Origin of the sequence: Mumia sp. zg.B21, from assembly GCF_019550855.1 — a bacterium.
GTDB lineage: Bacteria > Actinomycetota > Actinomycetes > Propionibacteriales > Nocardioidaceae > Mumia.
This window is the reverse complement of record NZ_JAHWCJ010000002.1, coordinates 182,445-206,506: the sequence shown is the minus strand read 5'-3', so window position 1 is coordinate 206,506 and position 24,062 is coordinate 182,445. Positions and strand designations below refer to the sequence as shown.

The 24,062-nt window shown below is 69.3% G+C and carries 23 protein-coding genes; 10 read left to right on the top strand and 13 right to left on the bottom strand.

Going from position 1 to position 24,062, the window contains the following annotated elements:
• The 5 genes from KV100_RS09710 to dnaA form a co-directional block, all read right to left on the bottom strand.
• Complete coding sequence (locus KV100_RS09710; protein ID WP_220342760.1) at positions 1-567, bottom strand: DUF721 domain-containing protein; 567 nt, start codon at positions 565-567, stop codon at positions 1-3.
• Positions 560-1,702, bottom strand: a complete 1,143-nt coding sequence (gene recF, locus KV100_RS09705) for a DNA replication/repair protein RecF (protein WP_220342759.1) — start codon at positions 1,700-1,702, stop codon at positions 560-562. Before recF ends, KV100_RS09710 begins: the two co-directional genes overlap by 8 nt.
• 11 nt (positions 1,703-1,713) lie before the next feature.
• Entirely contained in the window at positions 1,714-2,589 is an 876-nt protein-coding gene (gene gnd, locus KV100_RS09700; RefSeq protein ID WP_220342758.1) for a phosphogluconate dehydrogenase (NAD(+)-dependent, decarboxylating), read from the bottom strand.
• A 58-nt stretch (positions 2,590-2,647) separates the two neighbouring features.
• Positions 2,648-3,790 carry a DNA polymerase III subunit beta gene (gene dnaN, locus KV100_RS09695; RefSeq protein ID WP_220342757.1) on the bottom strand — a complete coding sequence of 381 codons (1,143 nt, stop codon included), beginning with the start codon at positions 3,788-3,790 and terminating at the stop codon, positions 2,648-2,650.
• Between the two features lie 466 nt (positions 3,791-4,256).
• A complete protein-coding gene (dnaA, locus tag KV100_RS09690) occupies positions 4,257-5,936 on the bottom strand; it encodes a chromosomal replication initiator protein DnaA (protein ID WP_220342756.1) in 1,680 nt (559 codons plus the stop codon).
• A 465-nt stretch (positions 5,937-6,401) separates the two neighbouring features.
• On the opposite strand from dnaA, the gene rpmH reads away from it, so the two are divergent.
• The 8 genes from rpmH to KV100_RS09650 all read left to right on the top strand — a co-directional run bounded on the left by rpmH (position 6,402) and on the right by KV100_RS09650 (position 11,611).
• Positions 6,402-6,539 (top strand): 50S ribosomal protein L34, encoded by a 138-nt coding sequence (gene rpmH, locus KV100_RS09685; protein ID WP_220342755.1) that lies wholly within the window; start codon positions 6,402-6,404, stop codon positions 6,537-6,539.
• A gap of 17 nt (positions 6,540-6,556) precedes the next feature.
• Positions 6,557-6,931, top strand: coding sequence for a ribonuclease P protein component (gene rnpA / locus KV100_RS09680; RefSeq protein WP_220342754.1), 375 nt, complete (start codon positions 6,557-6,559; stop codon positions 6,929-6,931).
• Positions 6,928-7,185, top strand: a complete 258-nt coding sequence (gene yidD, locus KV100_RS09675) for a membrane protein insertion efficiency factor YidD (protein ID WP_220342753.1) — start codon at positions 6,928-6,930, stop codon at positions 7,183-7,185. The genes rnpA and yidD overlap by 4 nt, the downstream gene beginning before the upstream one ends.
• Complete coding sequence (gene yidC, locus KV100_RS09670) at positions 7,185-8,204, top strand: membrane protein insertase YidC (protein ID WP_220342752.1); 1,020 nt, start codon at positions 7,185-7,187, stop codon at positions 8,202-8,204. Before yidD ends, yidC begins: the two co-directional genes overlap by 1 nt.
• Before the next feature lie 32 nt (positions 8,205-8,236).
• Positions 8,237-8,737 carry a R3H domain-containing nucleic acid-binding protein gene (locus KV100_RS09665; RefSeq protein ID WP_220342751.1) on the top strand — a complete coding sequence of 167 codons (501 nt, stop codon included), beginning with the start codon at positions 8,237-8,239 and terminating at the stop codon, positions 8,735-8,737.
• A gap of 8 nt (positions 8,738-8,745) precedes the next feature.
• Positions 8,746-9,378, top strand: a complete 633-nt coding sequence (gene rsmG / locus KV100_RS09660) for a 16S rRNA (guanine(527)-N(7))-methyltransferase RsmG (protein ID WP_220342750.1) — start codon at positions 8,746-8,748, stop codon at positions 9,376-9,378.
• 149 nt (positions 9,379-9,527) lie between these two features.
• Complete coding sequence (locus tag KV100_RS09655) at positions 9,528-10,502, top strand: ParA family protein (RefSeq protein WP_374107000.1); 975 nt, start codon at positions 9,528-9,530, stop codon at positions 10,500-10,502.
• Positions 10,499-11,611: a ParB/RepB/Spo0J family partition protein gene (locus KV100_RS09650; RefSeq protein WP_220342749.1), complete on the top strand. Its 1,113-nt coding sequence runs from the start codon at positions 10,499-10,501 to the stop codon at positions 11,609-11,611. The genes KV100_RS09655 and KV100_RS09650 overlap by 4 nt, the downstream gene beginning before the upstream one ends.
• Before the next feature lie 180 nt (positions 11,612-11,791).
• Here KV100_RS09650 and trxA read toward each other — a convergent pair whose 3' ends face one another.
• The 5 genes from trxA to KV100_RS09625 all read right to left on the bottom strand — a co-directional run bounded on the left by trxA (position 11,792) and on the right by KV100_RS09625 (position 18,885).
• Entirely contained in the window at positions 11,792-12,118 is a 327-nt protein-coding gene (gene trxA, locus KV100_RS09645; protein ID WP_374197344.1) for a thioredoxin, read from the bottom strand.
• Positions 12,119-12,213: 95 nt separating this feature from the next.
• Positions 12,214-13,167, bottom strand: a complete 954-nt coding sequence (gene trxB, locus KV100_RS09640) for a thioredoxin-disulfide reductase (protein WP_220342747.1) — start codon at positions 13,165-13,167, stop codon at positions 12,214-12,216.
• 108 nt (positions 13,168-13,275) lie between these two features.
• On the bottom strand, positions 13,276-14,856 hold the full coding sequence (locus KV100_RS09635) for a protein kinase family protein (RefSeq protein WP_220342746.1): 1,581 nt from the start codon (positions 14,854-14,856) through the stop codon (positions 13,276-13,278).
• 34 nt (positions 14,857-14,890) lie between these two features.
• Positions 14,891-16,678 carry a murein biosynthesis integral membrane protein MurJ gene (murJ, locus tag KV100_RS09630; RefSeq protein WP_220342745.1) on the bottom strand — a complete coding sequence of 596 codons (1,788 nt, stop codon included), beginning with the start codon at positions 16,676-16,678 and terminating at the stop codon, positions 14,891-14,893.
• Entirely contained in the window at positions 16,675-18,885 is a 2,211-nt protein-coding gene (locus KV100_RS09625) for a DUF6049 family protein (RefSeq protein WP_220342744.1), read from the bottom strand. The genes murJ and KV100_RS09625 overlap by 4 nt, the downstream gene beginning before the upstream one ends.
• Positions 18,886-18,946: 61 nt before the next feature.
• Between KV100_RS09625 and KV100_RS09620 the strand changes: the two genes are divergently transcribed.
• Complete coding sequence (locus KV100_RS09620) at positions 18,947-20,398, top strand: CCA tRNA nucleotidyltransferase (protein ID WP_220342743.1); 1,452 nt, start codon at positions 18,947-18,949, stop codon at positions 20,396-20,398.
• On the opposite strand, the gene KV100_RS09615 is transcribed toward KV100_RS09620, so the two are convergent.
• Entirely contained in the window at positions 20,395-21,039 is a 645-nt protein-coding gene (locus KV100_RS09615; RefSeq protein ID WP_220342742.1) for a putative glycolipid-binding domain-containing protein, read from the bottom strand. The two genes, KV100_RS09620 and KV100_RS09615, sit on opposite strands and share 4 nt — an antisense overlap.
• Before the next feature lie 347 nt (positions 21,040-21,386).
• Here KV100_RS09615 and KV100_RS09610 point away from each other — a divergent pair, with 347 nt between their 5' ends.
• Positions 21,387-22,043, top strand: coding sequence for a D-alanyl-D-alanine carboxypeptidase family protein (locus KV100_RS09610; protein WP_220342741.1), 657 nt, complete (start codon positions 21,387-21,389; stop codon positions 22,041-22,043).
• Positions 22,044-22,171: 128 nt separating this feature from the next.
• Here KV100_RS09610 and KV100_RS09605 read toward each other — a convergent pair whose 3' ends face one another.
• Positions 22,172-23,263: an inositol-3-phosphate synthase gene (locus KV100_RS09605; protein ID WP_220342740.1), complete on the bottom strand. Its 1,092-nt coding sequence runs from the start codon at positions 23,261-23,263 to the stop codon at positions 22,172-22,174.
• Positions 23,264-23,305: 42 nt separating this feature from the next.
• Positions 23,306-23,914 carry a PadR family transcriptional regulator gene (locus KV100_RS09600; RefSeq protein ID WP_220342739.1) on the bottom strand — a complete coding sequence of 203 codons (609 nt, stop codon included), beginning with the start codon at positions 23,912-23,914 and terminating at the stop codon, positions 23,306-23,308.
• Between the last annotated feature and the right edge of the window lie 148 nt (positions 23,915-24,062).

The following is a 24,062-nucleotide window of genomic DNA, read 5'->3' as shown; positions in this document are numbered from 1 at the left end:
TCACCCGTACGTGTCGCGCGGGCCGCGCCCGCGGACCCGCAGCGCGCCCTTGCCCCAGCTCGGTCCCTGCGGACCGCGGACGTTGATGCGGACGACGGTGCCGTGCCCGAGGCGCTCGTTGAGCCTGCCCACGACGTTCGGGGCGAGCAGCCGCAGCTGTGTCGCCCACGCCGTCGAGTCGGCCTGGACCCAGAGCTGGCCGTCCTCGTACCGGTCGGGGCGACAGTGCTCGGCGATCTCCGCACCGACGATCTCCGCCCACCGTCCGAACAGCCCGTGGACAGCGACCTCGGTGTCCCACCCGTGCTCGCTGACCAACCGGTCGAGGGTCGACTCGAGCAGCTGAGGGTCCCGGTCGTCGGGGTGCGCACCCGACGCGCTCGGCGGGCGACGCGGCCGGCGGCGTGGACCTCCGCGGCCGCCTCGCGGTGCTGCGGGGCCGACGGAACGGTAGGCGCGCGCGATGCTCCGGGCCAGCTCGATGCCGTCGGCCTGGTGCTCCTCGCCGCCCGGCGTCTCGGCACCGCCACCCGTGGCGGTGCGCTCCGCCTCGTCGTCGTCAGCCATCCGTCGTCCCCTCCACCGGAACCACCTTGCCCGACGCCACCTCGTAGCGATGCCCACGCAGGCCCACCGGCACGTCGTCGGCGACGGCCGCCGTCACCAGCACCTGCTCGGCACCGGTGACCCGTGCCGCGAGATGAGAGCGCCGGTCGCGGTCGAGCTCGGCGAACACGTCGTCGAGGATCAGGATCGGATCGTCGCCGTCGGCGCGCAACAGGTCGTACGACGCGAGGCGCAGCGCGAGGGCGTACGACCACGACTCCCCGTGGCTGGCGTATCCCTTCGCCGGCAGGTCGCCCAGCGACAGCACGACGTCGTCGCGGTGGGGTCCGACCAGGCTCACACCGCGCTCGATCTCGTCGCGTCGCCGCTCGCGCATCTGCTCCGACATGGCGACCCGCAGCACCTCACGGTCGCGGGTGTCCGGCAGCTCGAAGGACGGCTTGTACGCGGCGGCCGCGGTCGTACGCTCGGCCGCGGCCGACGCGGCGACGTCGCGGTAGGCCTCTCCCAGGTATGGAGCCAGCTCGTCGAGCAGGGCGAGGCGAGCGGCGAGGAGCTCACCGCCGTACGTCGCGAGCTGGTCGTCCCAGACGTCGAGCGTCTCGAGACCGCGGCCGTGTCCGGAACGGCGCGCGCTCTTGAGCAGGGAGTTGCGCTGGCGCAGCGCGCGGTCGTAGTCGGCCCGCACCCCGGCGAAGCGCGGCGATCGGAGCACGAGGAGCGCGTCGAGGAACTGCCGCCGGTCGCTCGGGTCTCCTTTGACCAGGCGGAGGTCCTCAGGGGAGAAGACCACCGAGCGGAGCCAGCCGAGGAGGTCGCGTGGGCGAGGGAGGGGACCGCGGTTGACCCGAGCCCGGTTGGAGCGGCCCGGGGTGATCTCGATCTCGAGGAGAGCCGACCGGTCGTCCCGGACGACCGACGCTCGCACGACCGCGCGCTCGGCGCCGACACGGACCAACGGAGCGTCGGCGGCGACGCGGTGAGAGCCGAGCGTCGCCAGATAGTCGATGGCCTCGACCAGGTTGGTCTTGCCCTGTCCGTTGGCGCCGATGAACGCGCTGGCACCGGGTTCGAGAGGGAGCTCGAGCTCGGGGTAGGAGCGGAAGTCGTGGAGCGAGAGGTGGGTGACGTGCACAGTGTGGCCGGCTACTCCGACTTCACCGCGTGTCCGCCGAACTGGTTGCGCATCGCGGCGACCGCCTTCATCGAAGGGGAGTCGTCCTGTCGCGAGACGAACCGTGCGAACAACGAGGCGGCGATCGCCGGCGTCGGCACCGCGTTGTCGATGGCGGCCTCGACGGTCCAGCGTCCCTCGCCGGAGTCCTCGGCGTAGCCACGGATGTTGGTGAGACCGGGGTCGTCCTCCAACGCCTTGACGAGCAGGTCGAGCAGCCACGAGCGGACCACCGTCCCCTCGCGCCACGACGCGAACACCTCGGTGACGTCCTCGACGAGGTCGACCTTGTCGAGCAGCTCGTAGCCCTCGGCGTAGGCCTGCATCATCGCGTACTCGATGCCGTTGTGGACCATCTTGGCGAAGTGACCGGCGCCCACACCGCCGGCGCGGACGTAGCCCGTGGTGGGGCTCGGCCGCAGCGCCTCGAAGGCCGGTGCCACCTTGGCGATGTCGTCGGGAGAGCCGCCGACCATGAGGGCGTACCCCTCCTCGAGACCCCACACCCCGCCGCTCACGCCACAGTCGACGAAGCCGATCCCCTTCTCGGCCAGCTCCGCAGCGTGGCGGAGGTCGTCGGTCCAGCGGGAGTTGCCACCGTCGACGACCACGTCGCCCTCGCCGAGCAGGTCGCGGAGCTGAGCGACCGTCTCGTGCGTCGGGTCGCCCGCGGGGACCATGACCCAGACCACCCGCGGCGACGCCAGGGCGTCGACGAGCGCGCCCAGCGAGGCGACGTCACCGAGCTGCGGGTTGCGGTCGTACCCGACGACCTCGATCCCAGACCGGCGCATGCGCTCACGCATGTTGCCACCCATCTTGCCGAGACCGACCAGTCCGATGTCCATGGCACTCCTTGGAGTCGTGTCGAGCGGGATCCTGCGGAGAAGGGGTCCGTGGAGGCGATCAGCCAGGCAGGCGCATCGGCATGATGAGGTACCTGAAGGACATGTTGGGCTCCCCGCCCAGCTCCTGCACGCCGGCGAGCGTCGCGGGGCGGCTGGCCTGGGTGAAGGCCAGGTGGACGGCGGGCTCGGTCATCACCAGGAGTCCCTCGAGCAGGAACGTCGGGTTGAAGCCGACCACGATGTCGTCGCCCTCCACCCGCGCCTCGAGCGTCTCCTGTGCCTGAGCGTCGTCGCCGCTGCCCGACTCGAGCAGGACCTGGTTGTCGGAGAACGTCAACCGGACCGGCGTGTTGCGCTCGGCGACCAGCGACACGCGGCGGACGGCGTCGATGAGCTCCTGGCGGTCGACGAAGGCGACCGTCTGAGCATTGGCAGCGAACAGCTGGCGGACCTTGGGGAACTCGCCCTCGAGCATCCGGGTGGTGGTGCGTCGTGTGCCGGAGATCGTCGAGCCCTCGAACCCGATGAGGCCGGGGCCCTGCTCTCCGGTCGCGACCGCCATCGTCAGCTCGCCGCCGGAGGTGAACGACTTCGCGATGTCGGAGAGCGAGCGGGCCGGCACCACCGCGGTCGCGGAGGTGTCGGGGTTCTCCGGGAACCATGAGAGCTCGCGGAGGCTGGCTCGGAAGCGGTCGGTCGCGAGCAGCGAGATCGACGAGCCCTCGAGCTCGATCCGGACGCCGGTGAGGAGCTGGAGGACGTCGTCGCGGCCGGCCGCGGCGACGGCCTGTGCGACGGCGGTCGCGAAGTCGTCCGAGCTGACCGTGCCCGACGACGTCGGCATCGCAGGAAGCTGCGGGTAGTCCTCCACCGGCATCGTCTGGAGGCTGAAACGGCTGCTGCCGCACACGACCGAGACCTTCGTGCCATCGACCGCCACGTCGACGGGACGCGACGGCAGGGACTTGCAGATGTCGGCGAGGAGCCGACCGGAGACCAAGGCGCGTCCGTCGTCGGCGACGTCCGCGTCGACGGTCGAGCGGGCCGAGGTCTCGTAGTCGAATCCCGACAGCGCGATGCCGCCGTCGGTGCTCTCGACCATGATCCCGGCGAGCACCGGGACGGTCGGACGAGTCGGCAGGCTCCGTGCCGTCCAGGCCACTGCGTCGGCCAAGGCGTCGCGGTCGATGCGGAACTTCACAGCGATGTGCCTCCGGACGGGTGGGTCGGCCGCGACTGCGGCCGGGGAATGACATGTTTCCTGGAATCCTGCCACGGCTCCGGCTCGGGCGACTACTCAGGGATCTTGTGATTCGTCATCCCCAGGTCTGGGCTGTGGATGACTTCGAACGAACGAGGGGAGATTGTTCTTCTCGTGTTAGTCGTAGGGGGTGTGCACAACGTGGACAACTGTCATCCCTGCAGGTCAGCAGCGAGGTTGGCCTGCGCGGACGTTGTGGACGACGGCCGTACGAGCTGTGCGGGCCCGTGGACGATGGTTGAGGGATCCCCAGGTCGCACACCGCTCACGTGCCGCCTGTGGACAGAACAACGGGTTTATCCCCAGGGGTATCCCCAGATGTGGGTACTGGAAATAACCCAAAAAAGGGCCGGTACGAGGTGTCGTACCGGCCCTTGTCCGCAAGATGCGAGCGTCCTCGAGGCACTCAGCCAGCCTGGCGAGCCTGCTGCTTGATGCGGTTGGTGAGCTCCGTGACGTGGTTGAAGACGGTGCGGCGCTCCGCCATCAGCGTGCGGATCTTGCGGTCGGCGTGCATGACGGTCGTGTGGTCGCGCCCACCGAAGTGCTGGCCGATCTTGGGGAGCGAGAGCTCGGTCAGCTCTCGGCAGAGGTACATCGCGATCTGTCGCGCCTGGACGAGGCCGCGGGACCGACTGGCCCCGCAGAGCTCCTCGATCGAGTACTCGAGGTAGGCCGAGGTCTGAGCGATGATCAGGCCCGCCGTGATCTCCGGCTCACCCCCGTCGGGGATGAGGTCCTTGAGCACGATCTCCGCGAGCGTCAGGTCGACGGCCTGGTGGTTGAGGCTGGCGAACGCCGTGGCGCGGATCAGGGCACCCTCGAGCTCACGGATGTTGGTCTGGATCCGGCTCGCGATGAACTCCAGGACCTCGGGCGGGACGGTGAGCTTCTCGATCTCTGCCTTCTTGCTCAGGATCGCGATGCGCGTCTCGAGGTCCGGAGGCTGGACGTCCGTCGTCAGACCCCACTCGAACCGGCTGCGGAGGCGGTCCTCGAGGGACTCGAGACCACGCGGAGGACGGTCGGAGGTGATGACGATCTGCTTGTTGGACCCGTGGAGCGTGTTGAAGGTGTGGAAGAACTCTTCCTGGGTCTGGATCTTGCCCTCGAGGAACTGGATGTCGTCGATGAGAAGGACGTCGGTGTCTCGGTAGCGACGCTGCAACGCGGGCATCCGGTCGTCACGGATGGCGTTGATGAAGTCGTTGGTGAACTCCTCGGTGCTGACGTAGCGCACCCGGGCGTTGGCATAGAGGCTGCGCACGTAGTGGCCGATGGCGTGCAGGAGGTGAGTCTTGCCCAGGCCGGACTCGCCATAGATCATCAGCGGGTTGTAGGCGCGTCCCGGCGCCTCGGCGACAGCGACGGCGGCCGCGTGCGCGAACCGGTTGGAGGAGCCGATCACGAAGTTCTCGAAGTGGTAGCGCGGGTTGAGGCGGGTCTCTGCTGCGCGGACGTGCTGCGGCGGGCGGGCACGGCTCGTCGTCGGGACGAAGGCCGGCGTCGCGCCGCGGGTCGGGTCGTCGTCGGCCGGGGCAGGCTCTCGGTGGGGAGGTTCACGTCGTTGCGGCTCGTCACGAGCCAGGTCTCGGTCGCGAGCCAGGTCTCGGTCATAGGACTGGTCGCGGTACGGGGGCGCTGAGGAGCGTGGACCGCCGTGAGTGCTGTGGCCGCCGAACTGGCCGTCCCCGGTGACCCTGTCGGCCGACCCCACCCTGTCGGACTCCGGATCGCCTTCTCGACTTGTCGACAAATCGATGTCGGGCTCCGAGTCGTTCTCGTCGAACCGGTTGCCTGCAGGGAGGACGTTCGGGTCGACCGTCACGGCGATCCGGATCGGCCGGCCGAACGAGTCGGACAGCGCCTGCTCGAGCTGGGGGCGCAGACGGGCCTCCATCTGCGTGCGGGTGAAGTCGTTGGGTACGCCGACGAGCAGGGTGTTCTCGTGGAGCGTGATGGGCACCGAGCTGGTCACCCACGCCCGCGTCGTGACCGGGAGCACCTCGGTGATCGCGTTCCACCGTTGGTGCAGAGTGGCGCCGTCGAGCCGATCAGTGCTGCCGGGCTGTTGCTCATCGTCCATGTTGGCCCCAATCTCCGGCTCCGTGACGGAACAGGCGTCCACATAGTTATCCACAATGTGTGGACTTACTGGTCCCAGCGCTGAGATCCCCGTCATCACAGCGCTTTCTGGGTATCCGTGGGTCGCGACGTACCCTGTGGATACCGGTGGTCCCCGGGACGCTAACAGCCCGAGAGAGTCACCGACACCCGATTGTCCACAGGGTCCAGGACATCCCGCAACCCGGGGTTCCGGCGTGGCCCCTGGACGTGGGGGTGGTCACGGGTGTAGGCCGGTTTGACCCGCTGTGGAGGGACCGCGTACCGTGGTGAGGTCGACCGTATCGACACCTGCCGCATGCCTACGTACGGACAGTCACTGTCCACCTACGTGGGCGGGCGGTGGCCGTCGAACCGGCACATCTCTGACGCCCAGTACCCGATGACCGCGAGCGTTGCGGTCCGAGACACGATGGGGAGCACTCCCGTGACCAAGCGCACCTTCCAGCCGAACAACCGCCGCCGCGCGCGCAAGCATGGCTTCCGCCTGCGTATGCGCACCCGCGCCGGCCGCGCGATCCTGGCGGACCGTCGCCGCAAGGGCCGCGAGCGTCTGTCGGCCTGAGCCGTGCTGGTAGTCCGGTGCTGAGCTCGCGGCACCGACTCCGTACGAGCGACGACATCCGAACAACGATGAGGCGAGGACGTCGTGCGGGATCCCGCACGGTCCTCGCCCACGTTCGTTTCGGGGCTCGTTCTCCTCAGGAGCCGGTGCGCGTGGCATTCGTGGTCGGCAAGCAGGTCGGCGACGCAGTGACCCGCAACACGGTCAAGCGGCGCCTGCGGGGAGTCGTCGCTGCTCGTCTCGCCGACATCCCCGGAGGCACCGACCTCGTCCTCCGGGCACTGCCGGCCTCTGCCCGGAAGTCGAGCGCCGAGCTCGGTTCGGACGTCGACAAGGCTTTCGGCAGGCTGTCGGGCGCTTCCGCCTCCTCGACGCCGGTGGCCCCGTCATGAAGCCCGTACTCGTTGCCCTCCTGAAGGCCTACCGCTTCGCGATCAGTCCGATGTACGGGCAGGTCTGTCGGTACTATCCTTCCTGCTCGGCCTACGCACTCACCGCGGTCGAGGAGCACGGCGCACTTCGAGGCAGCTGGATGGCTGCCCGACGTGTCGCCCGTTGCCATCCTTGGGCGGCCGGTGGCTACGATCCCGTTCCCCCACGATCCGCATCCGCCGGATCATCCGCGACTCCATCCCGAGGGGTTTGATGTTCTCCGCCATCGGCGACTTCTTCGACGCCATCATGCAGGTGCTCTACTACCCGGTCTCCGCGATCATGGTGGGTTGGCACTGGTTGTTCACCAAGATCGGCATGGACACGGACTCGGGGTGGACCTGGGCGCTGTCCATCATCGGGCTCACCGTGACGATCCGGATGCTCTTGATCCCGCTGTTCGTCAAGCAGATCAAGGCCAGCCGCAACATGCAGATCTTGCAGCCCAAGATCCGCGAGCTCCAGAAGAAGTACGGGCACGACCGGGAGCGCATGGCCCAGGAGCAGATGAAGCTGTTCCGCGAGGCCAAGACGAACCCGTTCGCGTCGTGCCTGCCGCTGATCCTGCAGATGCCGATCTTCTTCGCGTTGTTCCGGGTGATCAACGGCGCGGCCGGCGGCAAGACGTACGGCGTTCTGAGTCAGGATCAGGCCGACTCCATCCGCGAGGCGACCTTCCTGGGCGTCCAGATCGCGAGCCGTTTCACCGACGACAGCGTGCACGTCAAGATCGTCTGCGCGGTGCTCGTCGTGCTGATGACCGCATCGACGTTCCTCACTCAGCGTCAGCTGATGTCCAAGAACATGCCTGCGGATGCGCTCACCGGCCCGTACGCCCAGCAGCAGAAGCTCCTCCTCTACGTCCTTCCCTTTGTCTTCGCGATCAGCGGTGTCGCGTTCCCCGTCGGCGTTCTCATCTACTGGACGACCTCGAACGCGTGGACGATGGGCCAGCAGTTCTATGTGATCCGCAACAACCCGGCTCCGGGCACCCCGGCCTTCGAGGCCAAGCAGCAGCGCGACACCAAGCGCGGCAAGGTGGTCGAGGTCGAGCCCGAGGCTCCCGTCGCCGAGGAGAAGCCGGGTCCGCGGCGCCAGCAGCCGAAGAAGCAGTCGCGCGAGCAGCGCAAGAAGGGAAGCGGTCCCCGCGGCGAGAGCCGTCCGGGCGACGCTTCGCGGGGTGACGAGAGTGCGCCGGGCGAAGAGTCCGGGCAGGGAGGTGTGACGTCGTGACAGACACGTCGCGAGAGACCGAAGCAGTGGACATGGCGACCGACCCGACGGGTGACGAGCCGTCGCGAAGCAAGCGGCTCGAGCGTCTCGAGAACGAGGGCGACATCGCAGCCGACTTCCTTGAGGAGCTCCTCGACATCGCCGATCTCGACGGCGACCTGGACATGGACGTTGAAGGCAATCGGGCTTCCGTCTCCATCGTCGGGGGAGACCTGGGGATGCTCGTCGGACGGGATGGAGAGGTCCTCGAGGCCCTCCAGGAGCTGGTTCGGCTGGCCGTGCTGCGTGAGACTGGCGAGCGCAGCCGTCTGATGCTCGACGTCGAGGGATTCCGCGCGAAGCGCCGCGAGGAGCTGCAGCAGATTGCGGAGTCGGCGATCGCTTCGGTGCGGGAGTCTGGCGAGCCGGCACGGCTCGCGCCGATGTCGCCGTTCGAGCGCAAGGTCGTGCACGACGCCGTGGCGGCCGCAGGGCTCGTGAGCGAGTCCGAGGGCGAGGAGCCCGAGCGACGCGTCGTCATCCTGGCTGACTGACGGTGCAGATGGATGTTTCACGTGGAACATCGCCCCCCGACGCGGCCCGGATCATCTTCGGTGACCGCGTCGAGGTGGTGTCTGCCTATGTCGACATGCTCTCTGACGCCGGTGTCGTCCGCGGTCTGATCGGCCCACGGGAGGTTCCGCGTCTTTGGGAGCGCCACATCCTCAACTGCGGTGTGGTCGCGCCCGCTCTCCCCGCCGGCGCCAGCGTGGCCGACATCGGGAGCGGGGCAGGGCTGCCGGGCATGGTCTGGGCGATCGCCCGGCCCGACGTCGCGATGACGCTCATCGAGCCGCTCCTTCGCCGGACGAGCTTCCTCGAGGAGGTCGCCTCCGACCTCGGTGTGGACAACGTGACAGTTCTTCGTTCTCGCGCTGAGGACGTCCGTACGCAGTACGACATCGTGACGTCTCGCGCGGTGGCGGCTCTCGACAAGCTGGCCAGGTGGTCGCTGCCACTGGTCCGACCGGGCGGCCAGATGTGGGCGATCAAGGGATCGTCGGCTGCTGAGGAGATCCGTGAGGCACAGTCCACAGTCCGCGCGGCGAAGGGGACAAATGCGCGAGTCACCACGTACGGTGAGGGAGTCGTCGACACTCCCACGACGATGGTGATGATCGACAAGGTGGGCTGAATGCAGGACAAGATTGCGTCCGGGTTGGGCTATCCGTGGATCAGCTCCAAGGTCAACCCGCTCCCGGCAGACCTCACGCGCGGCCCGGTTGGCTGGCAGCAACCCCCGGTTTCACGTGAAACCAAGACGAACCACGAGGAGTGGCCCGCGTGAACGACACTGACCGTCCCCCGGCGTTCCCACGCGCGTCCGACCTCGCGCACGGCGGTGACATCGCCGCCGACACGCCGCTCGCTCAGGAAGTCGCCGCATCACTGATGCGCCAGCAGCTGGCGGAGAAGCACGACCCGATGCCGCGTCCTACGGCGACGCGCGTGATCGTCGTCGCGAACCAGAAGGGCGGCGTCGGCAAGACCACCACCACGGTCAATGTGGCGGCTGCGATGGCGACACACGGTCAACGCGTCCTCGTGATCGACCTGGACCCCCAGGGCAACGCTTCCACGGCGCTTCGGGTCGAGCACGACGCGGAGACCGCTGGTGTCTATGAGGTCCTCGTCGACGGACAAAGCATCGAGTCCCTGATCCAGCCGTGTCCCGACGTCAACAATCTTGACGTCCTCCCCGCCTCGATCGCGCTGGCGGGCGCGGAGATCGAGCTCGTCCCGATGGTGGCACGCGAGAACCGACTGCGACGAGCACTCGAGGCGTTCTTGGCTTCCGATGCGGAGAAGAGCCGGCCGTACGACTACGTCTATGTGGACTGCCCGCCGTCGCTGGGTCTCCTGACCGTGAACGCGTTGGTCGCAGCCCGCGAGGTCATGATCCCGATCCAGTGCGAGTACTACGCACTGGAGGGCCTCAGTCAGCTGGTGAAGACGGTGGACATGGTCCAGGAGCAGCTCAACCCGGCGCTCAACCTGAGCACGATCCTCCTCACGATGTATGACGCCCGTACGCGACTGAGCGCGGGTGTCGCCGACGAAGTCCGTGCCTACTTCAGCGATCGGGTGCTCAAGACGGCCATTCCGCGCTCGGTCAGGATCTCGGAAGCACCCAGCTATCAGCAGACTGTCATCACGTACGACCCGAGCTCGCCGGGTTCCCTGGCCTACCTGGAGGCGGCCCGAGAGATCGCCGACGCCGGAGCGCGTGCAGGCGCCGACCAAGGAGCACACGAATGAGCCAGCAACGCCGCGGACTCGGGCGAGGCCTCGGTGCCTTGATCCCCACGGCGCCCTCTGTTTCACGTGAAACGGCGGCTTCCCCGACAGCAACGTCCACACTGACCACCGATCCGACCACGGAGCCCGACGCGGATACCCGGGCAGCCTCAAGCTCTGACGCCGGTGGACGGCACCAGGACGCGCACGTCACCGACGGGCTCGACGCGGGTCTGGACGCCAGACAGGATGCCGGTGCGGATTCCGGTGCCGAGCAGGGCCTCACAGCCGTCGCTGGCGCCTACTTCGCTGAGATCCCGGTCGACAAGGTCGCCCCGAACCCGCGTCAGCCCCGCGAGGTCTTCGACGAAGACGCGATGGCCGAGCTCGTCCACTCGATCCAAGAGGTCGGGCTTCTTCAGCCGGTCGTCGTCCGGTCGGTCGGCGACGAGACGTTCGAGCTCGTCATGGGCGAGCGCCGCTGGCGAGCGACGAAGGCCGCCGGGCTCGAGGTCATCCCCGCCATCGTGCGGGACACCTCCGACCAGGACCTCCTGCGCGACGCGTTGCTGGAGAACCTGCACCGGTCGGAGCTGAACCCCCTCGAAGAGGCCGCGGCCTACCGGCAGCTCCTGGATGACTTCGGATGCACGCACGACGAGCTGGCGACACGCATCGGCCGATCCCGACCGCAGATCAGCAACACCCTGCGGCTCCTGCGGTTGAGCCCGGCGGTCCAGCGTCGAGTTGCCGCCAGCGTGATCAGCGCGGGCCACGCGCGTGCCCTCGTCGCCGTCACCGATCCCGCCCGCCAGGACCGGCTCGCGCAGAGGGTGGTGGCCGAAGGTCTCTCGGTCCGCGCGTTGGAGGAGCTCGTCGCGCTCGGTGAAGGAGATGAGCCCGACGCTGAACCCCGCCAGCGGCCTCGCCGGCCGGTCGCTCCGAAGCTGGTCGATCTGGCCGACCGCCTCGCGGACCGCTTCGACACGCGGGTGAAGGTCGATCTGGGCAAGACCAAGGGCAAGATCACGGTCGAGTTCGCCTCGATCGACGACCTCGAGCGCATCGTCACCCTGATGGATCCCGCAGACATCGCAGCGGGCTCGCCGGACGCACCCTCCGGCGACTGAGCCTGAGGACGCCGGGTCGCGCACCACATCGACTTAGAGATTTGTCGACAAATCAACGTCGACACATCAACGTCGCCGGGACCGTGAGCGCACGGGCGGAGCACAGAAGGGCCCCGGCATCAATGATGCCGGGGCCCTCTCAGTTGCGCTGCGGTCGGCGGGCGGTCACGCCCGAGGACGTCAGCCGACGAACGCGTCGAGCTCCTTGAGCAGCAGGCTCTTGGGCTTGGCGCCGATGATCGACTGCACGATCTCGCCGTTCTGGTAGACGTTGAGCGTCGGGATCGAGGTCACGCGGTACGAGGCGGGCGTCTGAGGGTTCTCGTCGACGTTCATCTTGACGATGGTGATCTTGTCACCGTGCTCTGCGGCGATCTCCTCGAGGATCGGGGAGACCTGGCGGCACGGCCCGCACCACTCAGCCCAGAAGTCGACGAGCACGGGCTTGTCGGAGCCCAGGACGGTGGTCTGGAACTCGGCGTCGGTGACGGCCTGGATGTTGCCCACAGTGGCTACCCCTTCGGTTGGCGGTACGGCGTCCATCAATGTGTCTTCTGCAACACCCGGGGGTGTCGCGGGATTCCGAGCACCTGATCGGGCGATCAGCTGGTCACGAGATCGGCGTGCTCGAGGTCTGCGATGTAGCGCTCGGCGTCGAGGGCGGCCGAGCAGCCGGTGCCGGCAGCGGTGATCGCCTGCCGATAGGTGTGGTCGACGAGGTCACCCGAGGCGAAGACTCCGGGGACGTTGGTGCGGGTCGACCCGGGCTGCACGAGGACGTACCCCTCGGCGTCGAGGTCGACCTGACCCTTGAGGAGCTCCGACCGCGGGTCGTGACCGACCGCGATGAACAGGCCGGTCGCCGGAAGGAAGCGCTCCTCGCCCGTCACGGTGTCCTCGAGGACGACGCCCTCGAGCGACAGCTCCCCTCGGATCTCCTTGACCCGCGAGTTCCAGGCGAACTCGATCTTGTCGTTCTTGAACGCCCGCTCCTGCATGATCTTGCTTGCGCGCAGCTCCTCGCGGCGGTGGACGAGGGTGACCTTGTCGGCGAAGCGGGTCAGGAAGGTGGCCTCCTCGACAGCGGAGTCACCGCCGCCCACGACCACGATCTCCTGCTTGCGGAAGAAGAAGCCGTCACAGGTCGCACACCAGCTGACGCCGCGGCCGGACAGCCGGTCCTCCCCGTCGACGCCCAGCTTGCGGTAGCCGGAGCCCATGGCGAGGATGACCGCCCGGGCATGGTGCTCGCTGGTCGCGGTACGGACGATCTTGACCGCGCCCGTCAGGTCGACCTCGACGACGTCGTCGGCCACCAGCTCGGCGCCGAAACGCTCAGACTGCTGGCGGAGGTTGTCCATCAACGCCGGACCCTCGATGCCCTCGGGGAAGCCCGGGAAGTTCTCGACGTCGGTCGTGTTCATGAGGGCACCACCGGCCGTGACGGACCCTTCGAAGACCAACGGCGCGAGGTTCGCGCGTGCGGTGTAGATCGCTGCCGTGTAACCGGCAGGACCCGAGCCGATGATGATCACGTTGCGTACGTCAGTGGACATGCTCCGCCTTCGGTGTCAAGAACAGTACGGTTTGGGGCCGTACCCTCACAACGCATCCTAGGTCCGGACCATTCCTGGACGACGACGCGGCCGTCCGGGGCGCCGCGGCTACTCCAGCCCTCGGACGGTGAGCTCCGAGACGGCACCCTCGTAGATGTCCGACTCGCGTTCGGGGAGCCGTGTGAGCCAGATCAGGAGGTAGCGGGTCGAGACCGCCTGCGAGAGGGACACGGATGCGCCGCTGGGCGCGTCGGAGTAGCCACCGATGCGCTCCATCTGCCCGGTCCCGGTGGGAGGACGCTTGCGGCCAGGTGCGGCATAGACACGGAACGAGGTGGGCGACGCGCCGAAGTCGACCTGGATCGCCGTGACGTCACGGAAGCGGCCGAGGTCGACGAGCAGCCCGACACCGTCCTTGAGCCCACCGAGGTCGTTGCGCCGGTAGTACTCACGGGTGGTCCACGCGGTCGAGGAATCGCCGTCGACCGCGAGCTCCGCCTGGCCGGGGTTCTCGTCGCCGTCGCCGTCGGGCGGCGGATCGAACGAGACCACGTCCTTCACGCCGAAGTCCACGATCGAGCGGCTGACCTCGGGGACCTCCCCGCTGCCGCTCGGAGACTGCGCGGACGGCGCCGAGACACGACCCAGGATGAACGTCACCGCAGCGGCCAGGACCACCATGACGACCAGCGCGAGCCAGATGAGCTTGCGCTCGCCCTTCGCCGAGCGTCGAACCTTCGAGAACCCGCGTTCCATCGGCGTCGGCGGGGTGGGTGCGAAAGCAGCCGGACGAGGCTTCGGCGGGTTGACCGCCGGCGGGGGCTCGGAGAGCGCGGAGCGTACGGGGTCGTGACGGTACAGATCCGGCGAGGAGGCGCCGGTCGCCTCGGGATCGGCCGGATCGTCGTCGCCGGTCATGGCCAGCTCGAGCGCGACGTCACGAGCGGTCCGCAGCGGTGGTCGGTGGTGGCGAGGAGGCCGACCGAGGATCCTGTCGCACACGGTGTCGACGTCGTGCGACACGCCGGCACGGACCTGCCGCGGCCGCAGGAGCCGACCGTGCTCGCGTGGTGCGGGAGCGAGCAGCTCGTCCTCACCCGGGTAGCGACCGGTGAGGCAGGCGTAGAGGATCTTGCCCAGCGCCTCGACGTCGAGCTGCTCGGCGTAGCCGACGTCGGCGTCGTCGACGTCGTGGTGGGCCGACCGGAGTGCGTGGTCGGTCGAGAGACCGATGATGCGGATGCCGCCGTTGTCCTTCAGCAGCACCGTCGCTGGGCGGAGGTGACGGTGGTAGACGCCGGCCTCGTGGGCGTCGGCGAAGGCGTCGGCGAGCTCAAGAACCACGTGGGTCGAACGCGCGTTGGTGAGCGTGGAGGGCCCGAGGACGTGGTCGAGAGAGACGGCGCGCGCCCACTCGCGGATCAGGTAGGTATGGCCGTGGTCACCCTCGACGATGTCCAGCACCCGCAGGAAGCGCGGGTCGGAGACTGCGGTCGAGCGCCCTGCGGCGATGACGAAGGCCGTGGCGCGCCGGTCGTCGGCCCGGACCGCCTGGATGCCGACGGCGCGGTCGAGGACAGTGTCGTAGGCCTTCCACGTCACCGCACCCCCCGACTCCTTGATGAGGTCGTCGAGGCGGTAGCGCCCAGACAGCAGGAGGCCCGAGCTGAGTGCCGCGGTCTGGTCCACACCTCATGTTATCCGGGGAGCAGCCGGTCGTCCGTCAGCGGCGCAGAACCGTTCGGACGACCGCCGTGACCTCACGGATCCGCAGCAGCCACGCCAGCGCGAGATAGACGCCGGCCCCGATCCCGCCGACGCCGACCAGCGCCAGGAGCGCGTCGATCTTGCCCACGCTGTCCAGGCCGAGCGGCTCCAGGAGGAAGGCGGACAGCATCAGCATGACCGCCATCGTCACGACGCAGGCGGCCACGAGCCGCAGGAGGTAGACGAGCGAGGGTACGTCGAGGACGGGCCCGATGCGCGTCGACAAGACGGTGATGGACAGCAGTGAACCCACCAGGTACGCCCCCCCGTACGCCACCGCGAGCGTGGGCGCGATCGCGCTGGGCTCCACCTGGGACGCGAGCGTGACCGCGAGCCCGATGTTGACCGTCGCCAGCACGATCTGGATGAAGAACGGCGTGCGAGTGTCCTCGAGCGCATAGAAGCCGCGAAGGCTCATGTAGTGCAGCGAGAAGAAGATGATCGCCGGGGCGAACGCGGCGATCGTGGTGCTGATCGTCTCGGTGTTGCCCTCCATCGAGCCCCAGGAGCCGACAACGGTGCCGAGCGGTCCGGAGAGCGCGAAGACGGCGACGGCGATCGGCGCGAGGAGTGCCAGCACCGATCGGATGTTGTTCTGGACCTCGTTCCTCATCTGGCGCAGGTCGCCCTCGGCGGCGAGCCGTGAGATGAGCGGCATGGTCGCGGTGACGAGCGAGACGGTGATCACCCCGTGCGGGACCTGGGTGATGAGGAAGGCGCTCGCGTAGACCGTCGTCCCCGCGGGATCAGGGTTGCCGTCGGTGATCGCGAGGAGGCCGGCGCTGGTGCCGATGCGGGTGATGACCACGAACATCACCTGGTTGACCAGGATGAAGCCGAGCGTCCACGCGCCGAGCTTGAGCGTGTGGCCCAGCCCGACCCCACGGAAGTCGAACCGCGGACGGTAGTGGAAGCCGGCGGCTCGCAGGTAGGGGAGCAGCACGAGGGCCTGGGCCGCGATCCCGACCGTCGAGCCGACGCCGAGCAGCAGCTCCTGCGGTCCGGTGAAACCGCCCGAGCCGTTGCTCTCGCCGTACAGCACGATGTAGGTGACGAGGATGGCGCAGGAGATCAGGTTGTTGACGATCGGCGCCCACATCATCGGCCCGAAGCGGCCCCGGGAGTTGAGGATCTGGCCGACGAGGACGAAGGCGCCGTAGAAGAAGATCTGCGGGAGGCAGTAGCGCATCAACGCGTACGCCGACGACAGCGCGTCCTCGTTGCCGGGGTCGAACAGGCGGCTGTCGAAGACGACCCTCACGAGCAGAGGCGCCGCGATGACGAGCACGACGGTCGAGATGCCGAGGACGAGCAGGCCGAGCGTGATGATCCGCTGGGCGTACGCCTCGCCGCCATCGCTGTCGTTCTTCATCGCCCGCACCAGCTGCGGGACCAGGACGACGTTGAACACGCCCCCCGCGAGCAGGACGTAGAGCGCGTTGGGGATCGTGTTGGCGCCGGTGAAGATGTCGGCGTTCAGGCTCGCGCCGATCGCGGCGAAGATCAGCGCAGACCGGACGAATCCCGACAGCCGGGAGACGAGGGTGCCCGCGGCCATCAGGACGCTGGCCGACAGCAGACCGGTCGACGTACGGCGCACGGCCTCCGCGACGGCGTCGCTCGTCTCGTCGACCTCCTCGGTCGCCTCGACCGCCTCGGCGGCCAGGGGGGCCTCGCGAGCGGTGACGAGGGCGACGGGGGTGACGCGGCGCTTCTCGCGACGGGCGCGGCGGTGCTTGCTCATGCGTCCGGCTCCCGCGCCGGGCGTGTCGGAACGGTGGCAGTCTCGGACGGCGTCTCAGGAGTCCCGTCACCTGGCTCGTCGTCGAGCGTCTCGACCTTGCGGCCCGTCACCACGCGACGAACGACCGCGAGGACGACCAGAAGCGTCGCAAGGCCGAGGAAGACCCAGATGACACGACCCACCACGCTCGAACGGACGGTGAAACGCACCTCGTCCCCGACGGTCGATCCGTCGGTGGTCACGAGCGACACGCCGAAGGTCGTGGTGGTCGCCTGGCCGACGTCGGCGGTGACCGTCATCGTGACGCTCTGCCCTGCCCCGACCTCCTGCGGAAGGATGTCGTCGATGCGCGCGGCACTGTCGTCGGAGGTGAATCTCGCTCCGACCGTCACCGGCGATCCCAACTGGTTGGTGATGGTGATCGGGAACCGCCCCGACGATCCCGAGAGCGTGACGAACGACGACGCGGAGACGCTCACGCGTTCGAGGATCCTCTCGACCGCCTCGGCCTGCGACTCGGCGTGCTGCAGGCCTCGTGTGCGTGCCGACCGCCAGTCCTGGGAGGCGGCGAGCGCCGCGCTCTGGTCGTAGAAGATGTTGCGCCGCTCGTCGTCGCCGAGAAGCTGGCTCACGACGCGCCCGTTGGTGACGATCCGCGCGGCGGCCTGGACCTGATCCTGCGAGATGGCGCGTTGGTTGGCCTTGGGGGGAAGGCGTACGCGCCCTCTCCATGCCTGCGAGTCCGCCCCGACCTGGGCGTCGGCGCCGACGGGCCGGACCCATCGGGGCTCGAAGAGGTCGTGGAACTGCGCCCGAGACCACTCGCTCCCGGGGTCGAAGGAGACGCCGGGTACGACGACCACGTGCCGCGACCCGAATCCGAGGGACCCCAGGGCTGCCCGCGCGGCCACGCGCTGGCGCAGGCCCAGGGTGGAGCTGGTCGAGCCCTCGTCCTGCGCCAGCGTCGGGTCGAGCACGACGAGGCTCATCGGTTCGCCGCCGATGGTCGCGCTCAGTGCGGTGCTGTCGGCGGGCGACCACCCGGAGAGCACCTCGGGCGAGACCAGCGACGCGGTGGAACCGAGCCGGCGTGACCCGTTGATCCGGTTGCCGTTGGTGATCCCGCTGGGCGGCCACGTGACGATGCGCGCGGTCAGGCCGAACTGGGCGAGCGTCGCCTCGGTCGCGCGCCGAGCGGCCTGCACGACCGTCGTACCGGGGTCGCCGGCGGCACGACGGGTGATCGCGAACACGTCCGGACGACCGTAGGGCACCGCCCAGACGGAGTGCCGCCCGGCGTACGCGACGAGCTCGTCGAGGAAGAGGCGCGCCCGCTGCGCCGCGCTGGTGGCTTCGGCGGGGACGTCACCGGCGGCGTACGGCGCGGCGCCACCGGGCCCGTTGGGCCGGACCGGCCCATAGGAGTCGTTGGCGATGTCGCGCAGGGCGTCGAGGAGCGCGGGATCGATCAGGACCGTGCTCGGGGAGGAGTCTTCGGACCGCGCAAGGTCCAGGAGCCGCCGGAGGCGACCACCGGGGGAGACGGCGTCCACGAGCGCGGACGTGTCGACGTAGCGGCTGCGTTCGTCACGCTGCACGGGCGCGACGAACGGCCACACGACCGAGACCTGTGTCGGAGCCGTGCGCTCCTCACCGACGTACGGCACGACGGTGTAGGCACGTCCCACAGCGTCGCTCGAACGCTCGGCGTCCTCACCGGTCGCCAGCACGTGCACGCCGACGGGAAAGACGCCTGCGGTGGTGAGCGGGAGCTCGGAGGCAGAGACCTGGAGCCGGAAGGTCGTCGTGTCGCCGGGGGCCAGGTCGCCGGCCGACACGACGGCCGACGGGGACGTCAAGCGCGTGCCCGTGACCAGCGGTGTGGGCGAGGCGAGCGCGTTGTCAACGGCGGTCTGGTCGGTGAGCGGGACGGGCGGCATCACGAGGTGCACGCGCAGACGGCTCCACGATCCCGAGGACGGGTTGGTGATGCGACCGCTGAGCGTCAGCGTCCCGCCGGGACCCAGCACGGTCGGCGAGAGTGCGTCGATGGTGACCGAGAGCCGGTCGGAGTCCGCCGCCTGGGCCGGCGCGGCAGCGACGGCGGGGAGGAGGCCCACGAGCAGGGCAGCAAGCACGGTCGCGACCGCCGCCCACGCCGTACGTCGGCGCGCGGGTCGGGAGGAGCAGTCATCGACGCGTGTCATCGGGGCCAATGCTAGAGCGAGCGGTCACGGCGCCTGCGTCGCCCACGTAGAGTGGTGGGTCATGGCCACCGCCTCTTCTTCCCCTGCGCTGCGCGATCCCGCCGCCGCCGTGACCGATCTCCTCGAGACCACTCCGGCCGTCGGAGAGCTCGCCCGACGCTTCGCCGACGCGGGTCACACCCTCGCTCTCGTGGGCGGTCCCGTGCGCGACGCGGTCCTGGGGCGGCCCTCGCAGGACTGGGACCTGACGACCTCGGCGCGACCCGACGATGTCGAGGCCCTGCTTGAGGGATGGGCGGACACCACGTGGGACGTCGGCCGCGAGTACGGCACCCTCGCGGCGCGCAAGGGCGACGTTCACGTGGAGATCACCACCTACCGCAGCGAGAAGTACGACCCTGCCTCACGCAAGCCGCAGGTCGACTACGGCGACTCGCTCGAGGGCGACCTCTCCCGGCGCGACTTCACCGTCAACGCGATGGCGTACCTGCTCGGCACCCGCACCTTCGTCGACCCGTTCGGAGGGCTCGCCGATCTCGAGGCGCAGCTGCTCCGGACGCCCGTCGCGGCGACCCAGTCCTTCGACGACGACCCGTTGCGGATGATGCGGGCCGCACGGTTCGTCTCGCAGCTCGGGTTCACGCCCGTCGACGAGGTCGTCGAGGCGATGACGGTGATGGCCGAGCGCATCACGATCGTCTCCGCGGAGCGCGTCCGCGACGAGCTCAGCAAGCTGCTGCTCGGCGAGCACCCCCGTCCCGGTCTGACGCTGCTGGTCGACACCGGCATCGCCGCCTACGTGCTCCCGGAGCTGCCCGCGCTGAGGCTGGAGCGCGACGAGCACCACCGTCACAAGGACGTGTACGACCACTCGCTGACCGTCCTGGAGCAGGCGATCGCGCTGGAGGTGCGGCTCCCCGGCGGTGGACCGGACCTCGTGACCCGGCTTGCGGCGCTGCTGCACGACGTCGGCAAGCCCCGTACGCGCCGCTTCCTCGAGGACGGCACCGTGACGTTCCACCACCACGACGTCGTCGGTGCCAAGCTCGCGCGCAAGCGGCTGCGCGCACTGCGCTTCTCGAACGAGATCGTGGACGACGTCGCCCTGCTCGTCGAGCTGCACCTGCGCTTCCACGGCTACGGCACCGGCGAGTGGACCGACTCGGCCGTCCGTCGCTACGTCCGCGACGCCGGCGACCAGCTCGCGCGGCTCCACATCCTGACCCGTGCCGACTCGACGACCCGCAACCGCCGCAAGGCCGAGCGGCTCCAGCGGACCTATGGTGACCTCGAGGACCGGATCGACCAGCTCGCCCAGGCCGAGGAGCTGGACAAGATCCGCCCGGACCTCGACGGAAACCAGATCATGGAGATCCTCGGCGTGGGACCGGGCCGTGTGGTGGGCGACGCGTACCGCTTCCTGCTCGACCTGCGCCTCGACCGCGGGCCGCTGAGCGAGGACGACGCCCGCGAGGCGCTGGTCGCCTGGTGGGCGGGGCGCGACGGCGCCTAACGGACGGCCGACGTCACGCTTGCCCGGTACGCCAGCTCCGGGTAGTCGACCACGATGCCGTCGACGTCCACAGTGAGGTCGCCGACGAAGTCGCGGCTCGCGCTGGCGTAGCGCACGACGGCGTGCCCGTCGGCGTCGTCGTACGGCGTGAGTGCGCGATAGATCTGATCGCTCCTGATCACGGTCAGCGACGGCACGTCCACCCATGCCATGACGTGGGGGATCTCCGGTCCCGGACCGTTCGAGACGAGCCCGTGGCGCAGGACCGGCATCGTGTTCGTCACGGGGCAGAGCGCGATGTCGCAGTCGAGCGCCTCGGCGACCGAGTCGGGGTCGGCCAGCCCAGGTGGGCTCTGCGGGCCTCCGGACCCGTGCGCCGCCCCCGTCCCGGTCCATCCGGCATCGTCGCGGACGAGGGCGAGCGTCCTGGACCACCCGTCACCGTGGACCGACAGGTCGAGGCGCCGTGTCACCCAGGCGTCGCCCGTGGTGAGCGACCAGGCCACGGCGTACGAGGAGGCCCGAGAGGTGCCCCGTGCCGTCAGCCGGCTGTCGGCGAGCGACAGGGTCGCCGACTCCAGGCGGGCGGGATCGTCCTCGGCGCCGGTCCAGGTCACGAAGCGGGTCGTCGGTCTCGTCATCCGACCGACCCTCTCGCTGCCTCGCCGTCTGGGCAAGCACCTCGCGCGGCGAGGCAGAAAGGTGTCAATCCGTGGCCTTCGGGGATGTCGCGTCGCTAGGGTGACGTGCGCGGGGAGGGACGAGGGGATCACCGGTGGGCGGACGGCACTCTGCTCCGCCCACGGCGGCGGAGCCGTCACCCGTGTCGCCGACTGCGGCATCGAGCACCGCCCCGAGCGATCGCCGTACCGATTCGCGCCGTACCGAGCGACCTCGCACCGATCGACGCCGCACCACGACGCCTGCCGGCGGCCGCCGTGCCGATCGACCCAGGCGGTCTCGACGACCGCCGTACCGGACGGTTGCGGTGATCCTCGTCCTGGTCGCGGCCGTCGCCGCCGCGATCCCCGTGGTCGACCACGTGCAGCAGCAGCGTGCAGACGCCGCAGCGGCCGCGGCCCACCTGAGCGCCGTCCGGGCCGAGGACGCGCGCCGGTCGTCGCACGAGGAGGACCGGTTGCGTGTCACCGGTGACCTGAGCGCCGCGGGGCGCGCCGTGGCCGAGCGGTTGACGATCATCGCCGACTGCGCCTCCGGGGGTGCCCAGCCGTCCGGACCGAACGGCCGCCTCCCGGCGTCCGCGCTGTGCGCGGTGCCCGGCTCGGGCGTCCAGCTTCGGGCGGACGCCGCGGAGGCGTGGGCGAGGCTCCAGGAGGACTTCACGAAGGCGTTCGGCCGCTATCCCTGCGTCAACAACGGCTACCGCAGCTATGCGCAGCAGGCCACGATGCACGCGGGCAATCCCGGCATGGTCGCGCCTCCTGGCACCAGCAACCACGGCCTGGGGCTGGCCCTCGACCTCTGCACGGCCGGAGACGGTGCGGCGGGCACGAGCGCGTGGAGCTGGATGAACGCGAACGCGCCGTCGTACGGCTGGGCCCTGCCGTCGTGGGCCCGGCCAGGGGGGTCACGGCCGGAGCCGTGGCACTGGGAGTACGTGGCCTCGGGTGACCGGGTCTCCTGACCTGAGGGTGAGCGCCGACATCGGGGGGAGACGCCGAACGGCGCGGCCCCGACCAGGGGGACCGCGCCGTTCGTGGGAGGTGGTGTCCTGCGCGGGCGGCCTCGTACCTCGGCCGACCGCTGCGCTCGCTAGCGCTCTTCGTCTCCGGCGATGAAGGCCTCGAGCATCTTGCGTCCCAGGTCATCGGGGCGCTGGACCGGCGGCGACTTCATCAGGTAGGACGACGCCGAGATCAGCGCGCCACCGATGCCACGGTCCTTGGCGATCTTGGCGGCACGGATCGCGTCGATGATGATGCCGGCGGAGTTGGGCGAGTCCCAGACCTCGAGCTTGTACTCGAGGCTGAGGGGCACGTCGCCGAACGCACGACCCTCGAGGCGGACGTAGGCCCACTTGCGGTCGTCGAGCCACTGGACGTAGTCCGACGGGCCGATGTGGACGTTCTTGTCGTCGACCTTGCCGGCCAGCGGGCCGGTGAGGTTCGAGGTGACGGCCTGGGTCTTGGAGACCTTCTTGGACTCCAGGCGATCGCGCTCGAGCATGTTCTTGAAGTCCATGTTGCCGCCGACGTTCAGCTGGTACGTCCGGTCCAGCGTGACCCCGCGGTCCTCGAACAGCTTGGCCATCACGCGGTGGGTGATGGTGGCGCCGACCTGGCTCTTGATGTCGTCGCCGATGATCGGGACGCCGGCGTCCTCGAACTTCTTGGCCCACTCGGGGTCGGAGGCGATGAACACGGGCAGCGCGTTGACGAACGCCACGCCCGCGTCGATCGCGCACTGCGCGTAGAACTTGTCCGCCTGCTCCGAGCCCACCGGCAGGTAGGACACCAGGACGTCGGCGCCGGTGTCCTTGAGGACCTGCACGACGTCGACGGGATCGGCGTCGGACTGGTCGATGGTCTCGAGGTAGTACTTGCCGAGGCCGTCGAGCGTCGGGCCACGCTGCACGGTCACGCCCAGGGGCGGCACGTCGCAGATCTTGATCGTGTTGTTCTCGCTGGCCTGCGTGGCCTCGGCGAGATCGAACCCGACCTTCTTGGCATCGACGTCGAAGGCGGCGACGAACTCGACGTCCTTGACGTGGTAGTCACCGAACTGGACGTGCATGAGACCGGGGACGGCCCCCTCGGGGTCCGCGTCCTTGTAGTACTCCACGCCCTGGATGAGCGACGTGGCGCAGTTGCCGACGCCCACGATCGCTACGCGTACCGAACCCATGGGGTTCCTCCTCCTCGGGGTCTCGCGACCCCGTCTCTCGTCCTATCCGCCGTGGTGGGGCGGGATGGTGGTGTTGGTCGGGCCCTCCGGCTCGTCGCCCGGCGGCCTGCCGGACCGCTCCGCGTCGATCAGTCCCGTCAGCCAGCGCACCTCGCGCTCGACCGACTCCAGCCCGTGACGCTGCAGCTCGAGCGTGTAGGCGTCGAGGCGCTCGCGGCGCTTCTGTGCCGCGGTCCGGACGCGTTCGAGCCGCTCCTCGAGACGACTCCGTCGTCCCTCGAGGATGCGCACACGGGTCCGGGAGTCCGTGCGCGCGAAGAAAGCGAAGTGGATGCCGAAGGTCTCGTCCTCCCATGACGAGGGGCCCGGCGCCGCCAGCAGGTCGGCGAAGTGCTCCTTGCCCTCAGCGGTGAGGCGGTAGACGATCTTGCCCCGTCGTCCCCGGTTCGCTGCCGTGTCGGCAGGCTCGTCGGCGACGATGTAGCCCTTCTTGCCGAGTGCCTTGAGGCAGGGGTAGAGCGTGCCGTACGACAGCACCCTCGACCACCCCAGAAGGGCATTGAGCTCCTTGCGGAGCTCGTAACCGTGCATCGGCGTGTCGTGGAGCAGCCCCAGAACGGCGAACTCGAGTGCAGCTCCGCGCCTGGCCACGACAACTCCTCTCCACGCTCACGTCGAGGCAGTGAGGCGACGACGAGATATATCGTGCCGATACATCGAACTGATGTCAACCTGCGCTGGGACGGCGGTGGGGTTTTGGATCGACCCACCCATTGGGCACACTTGGCCGGTGGGTCGC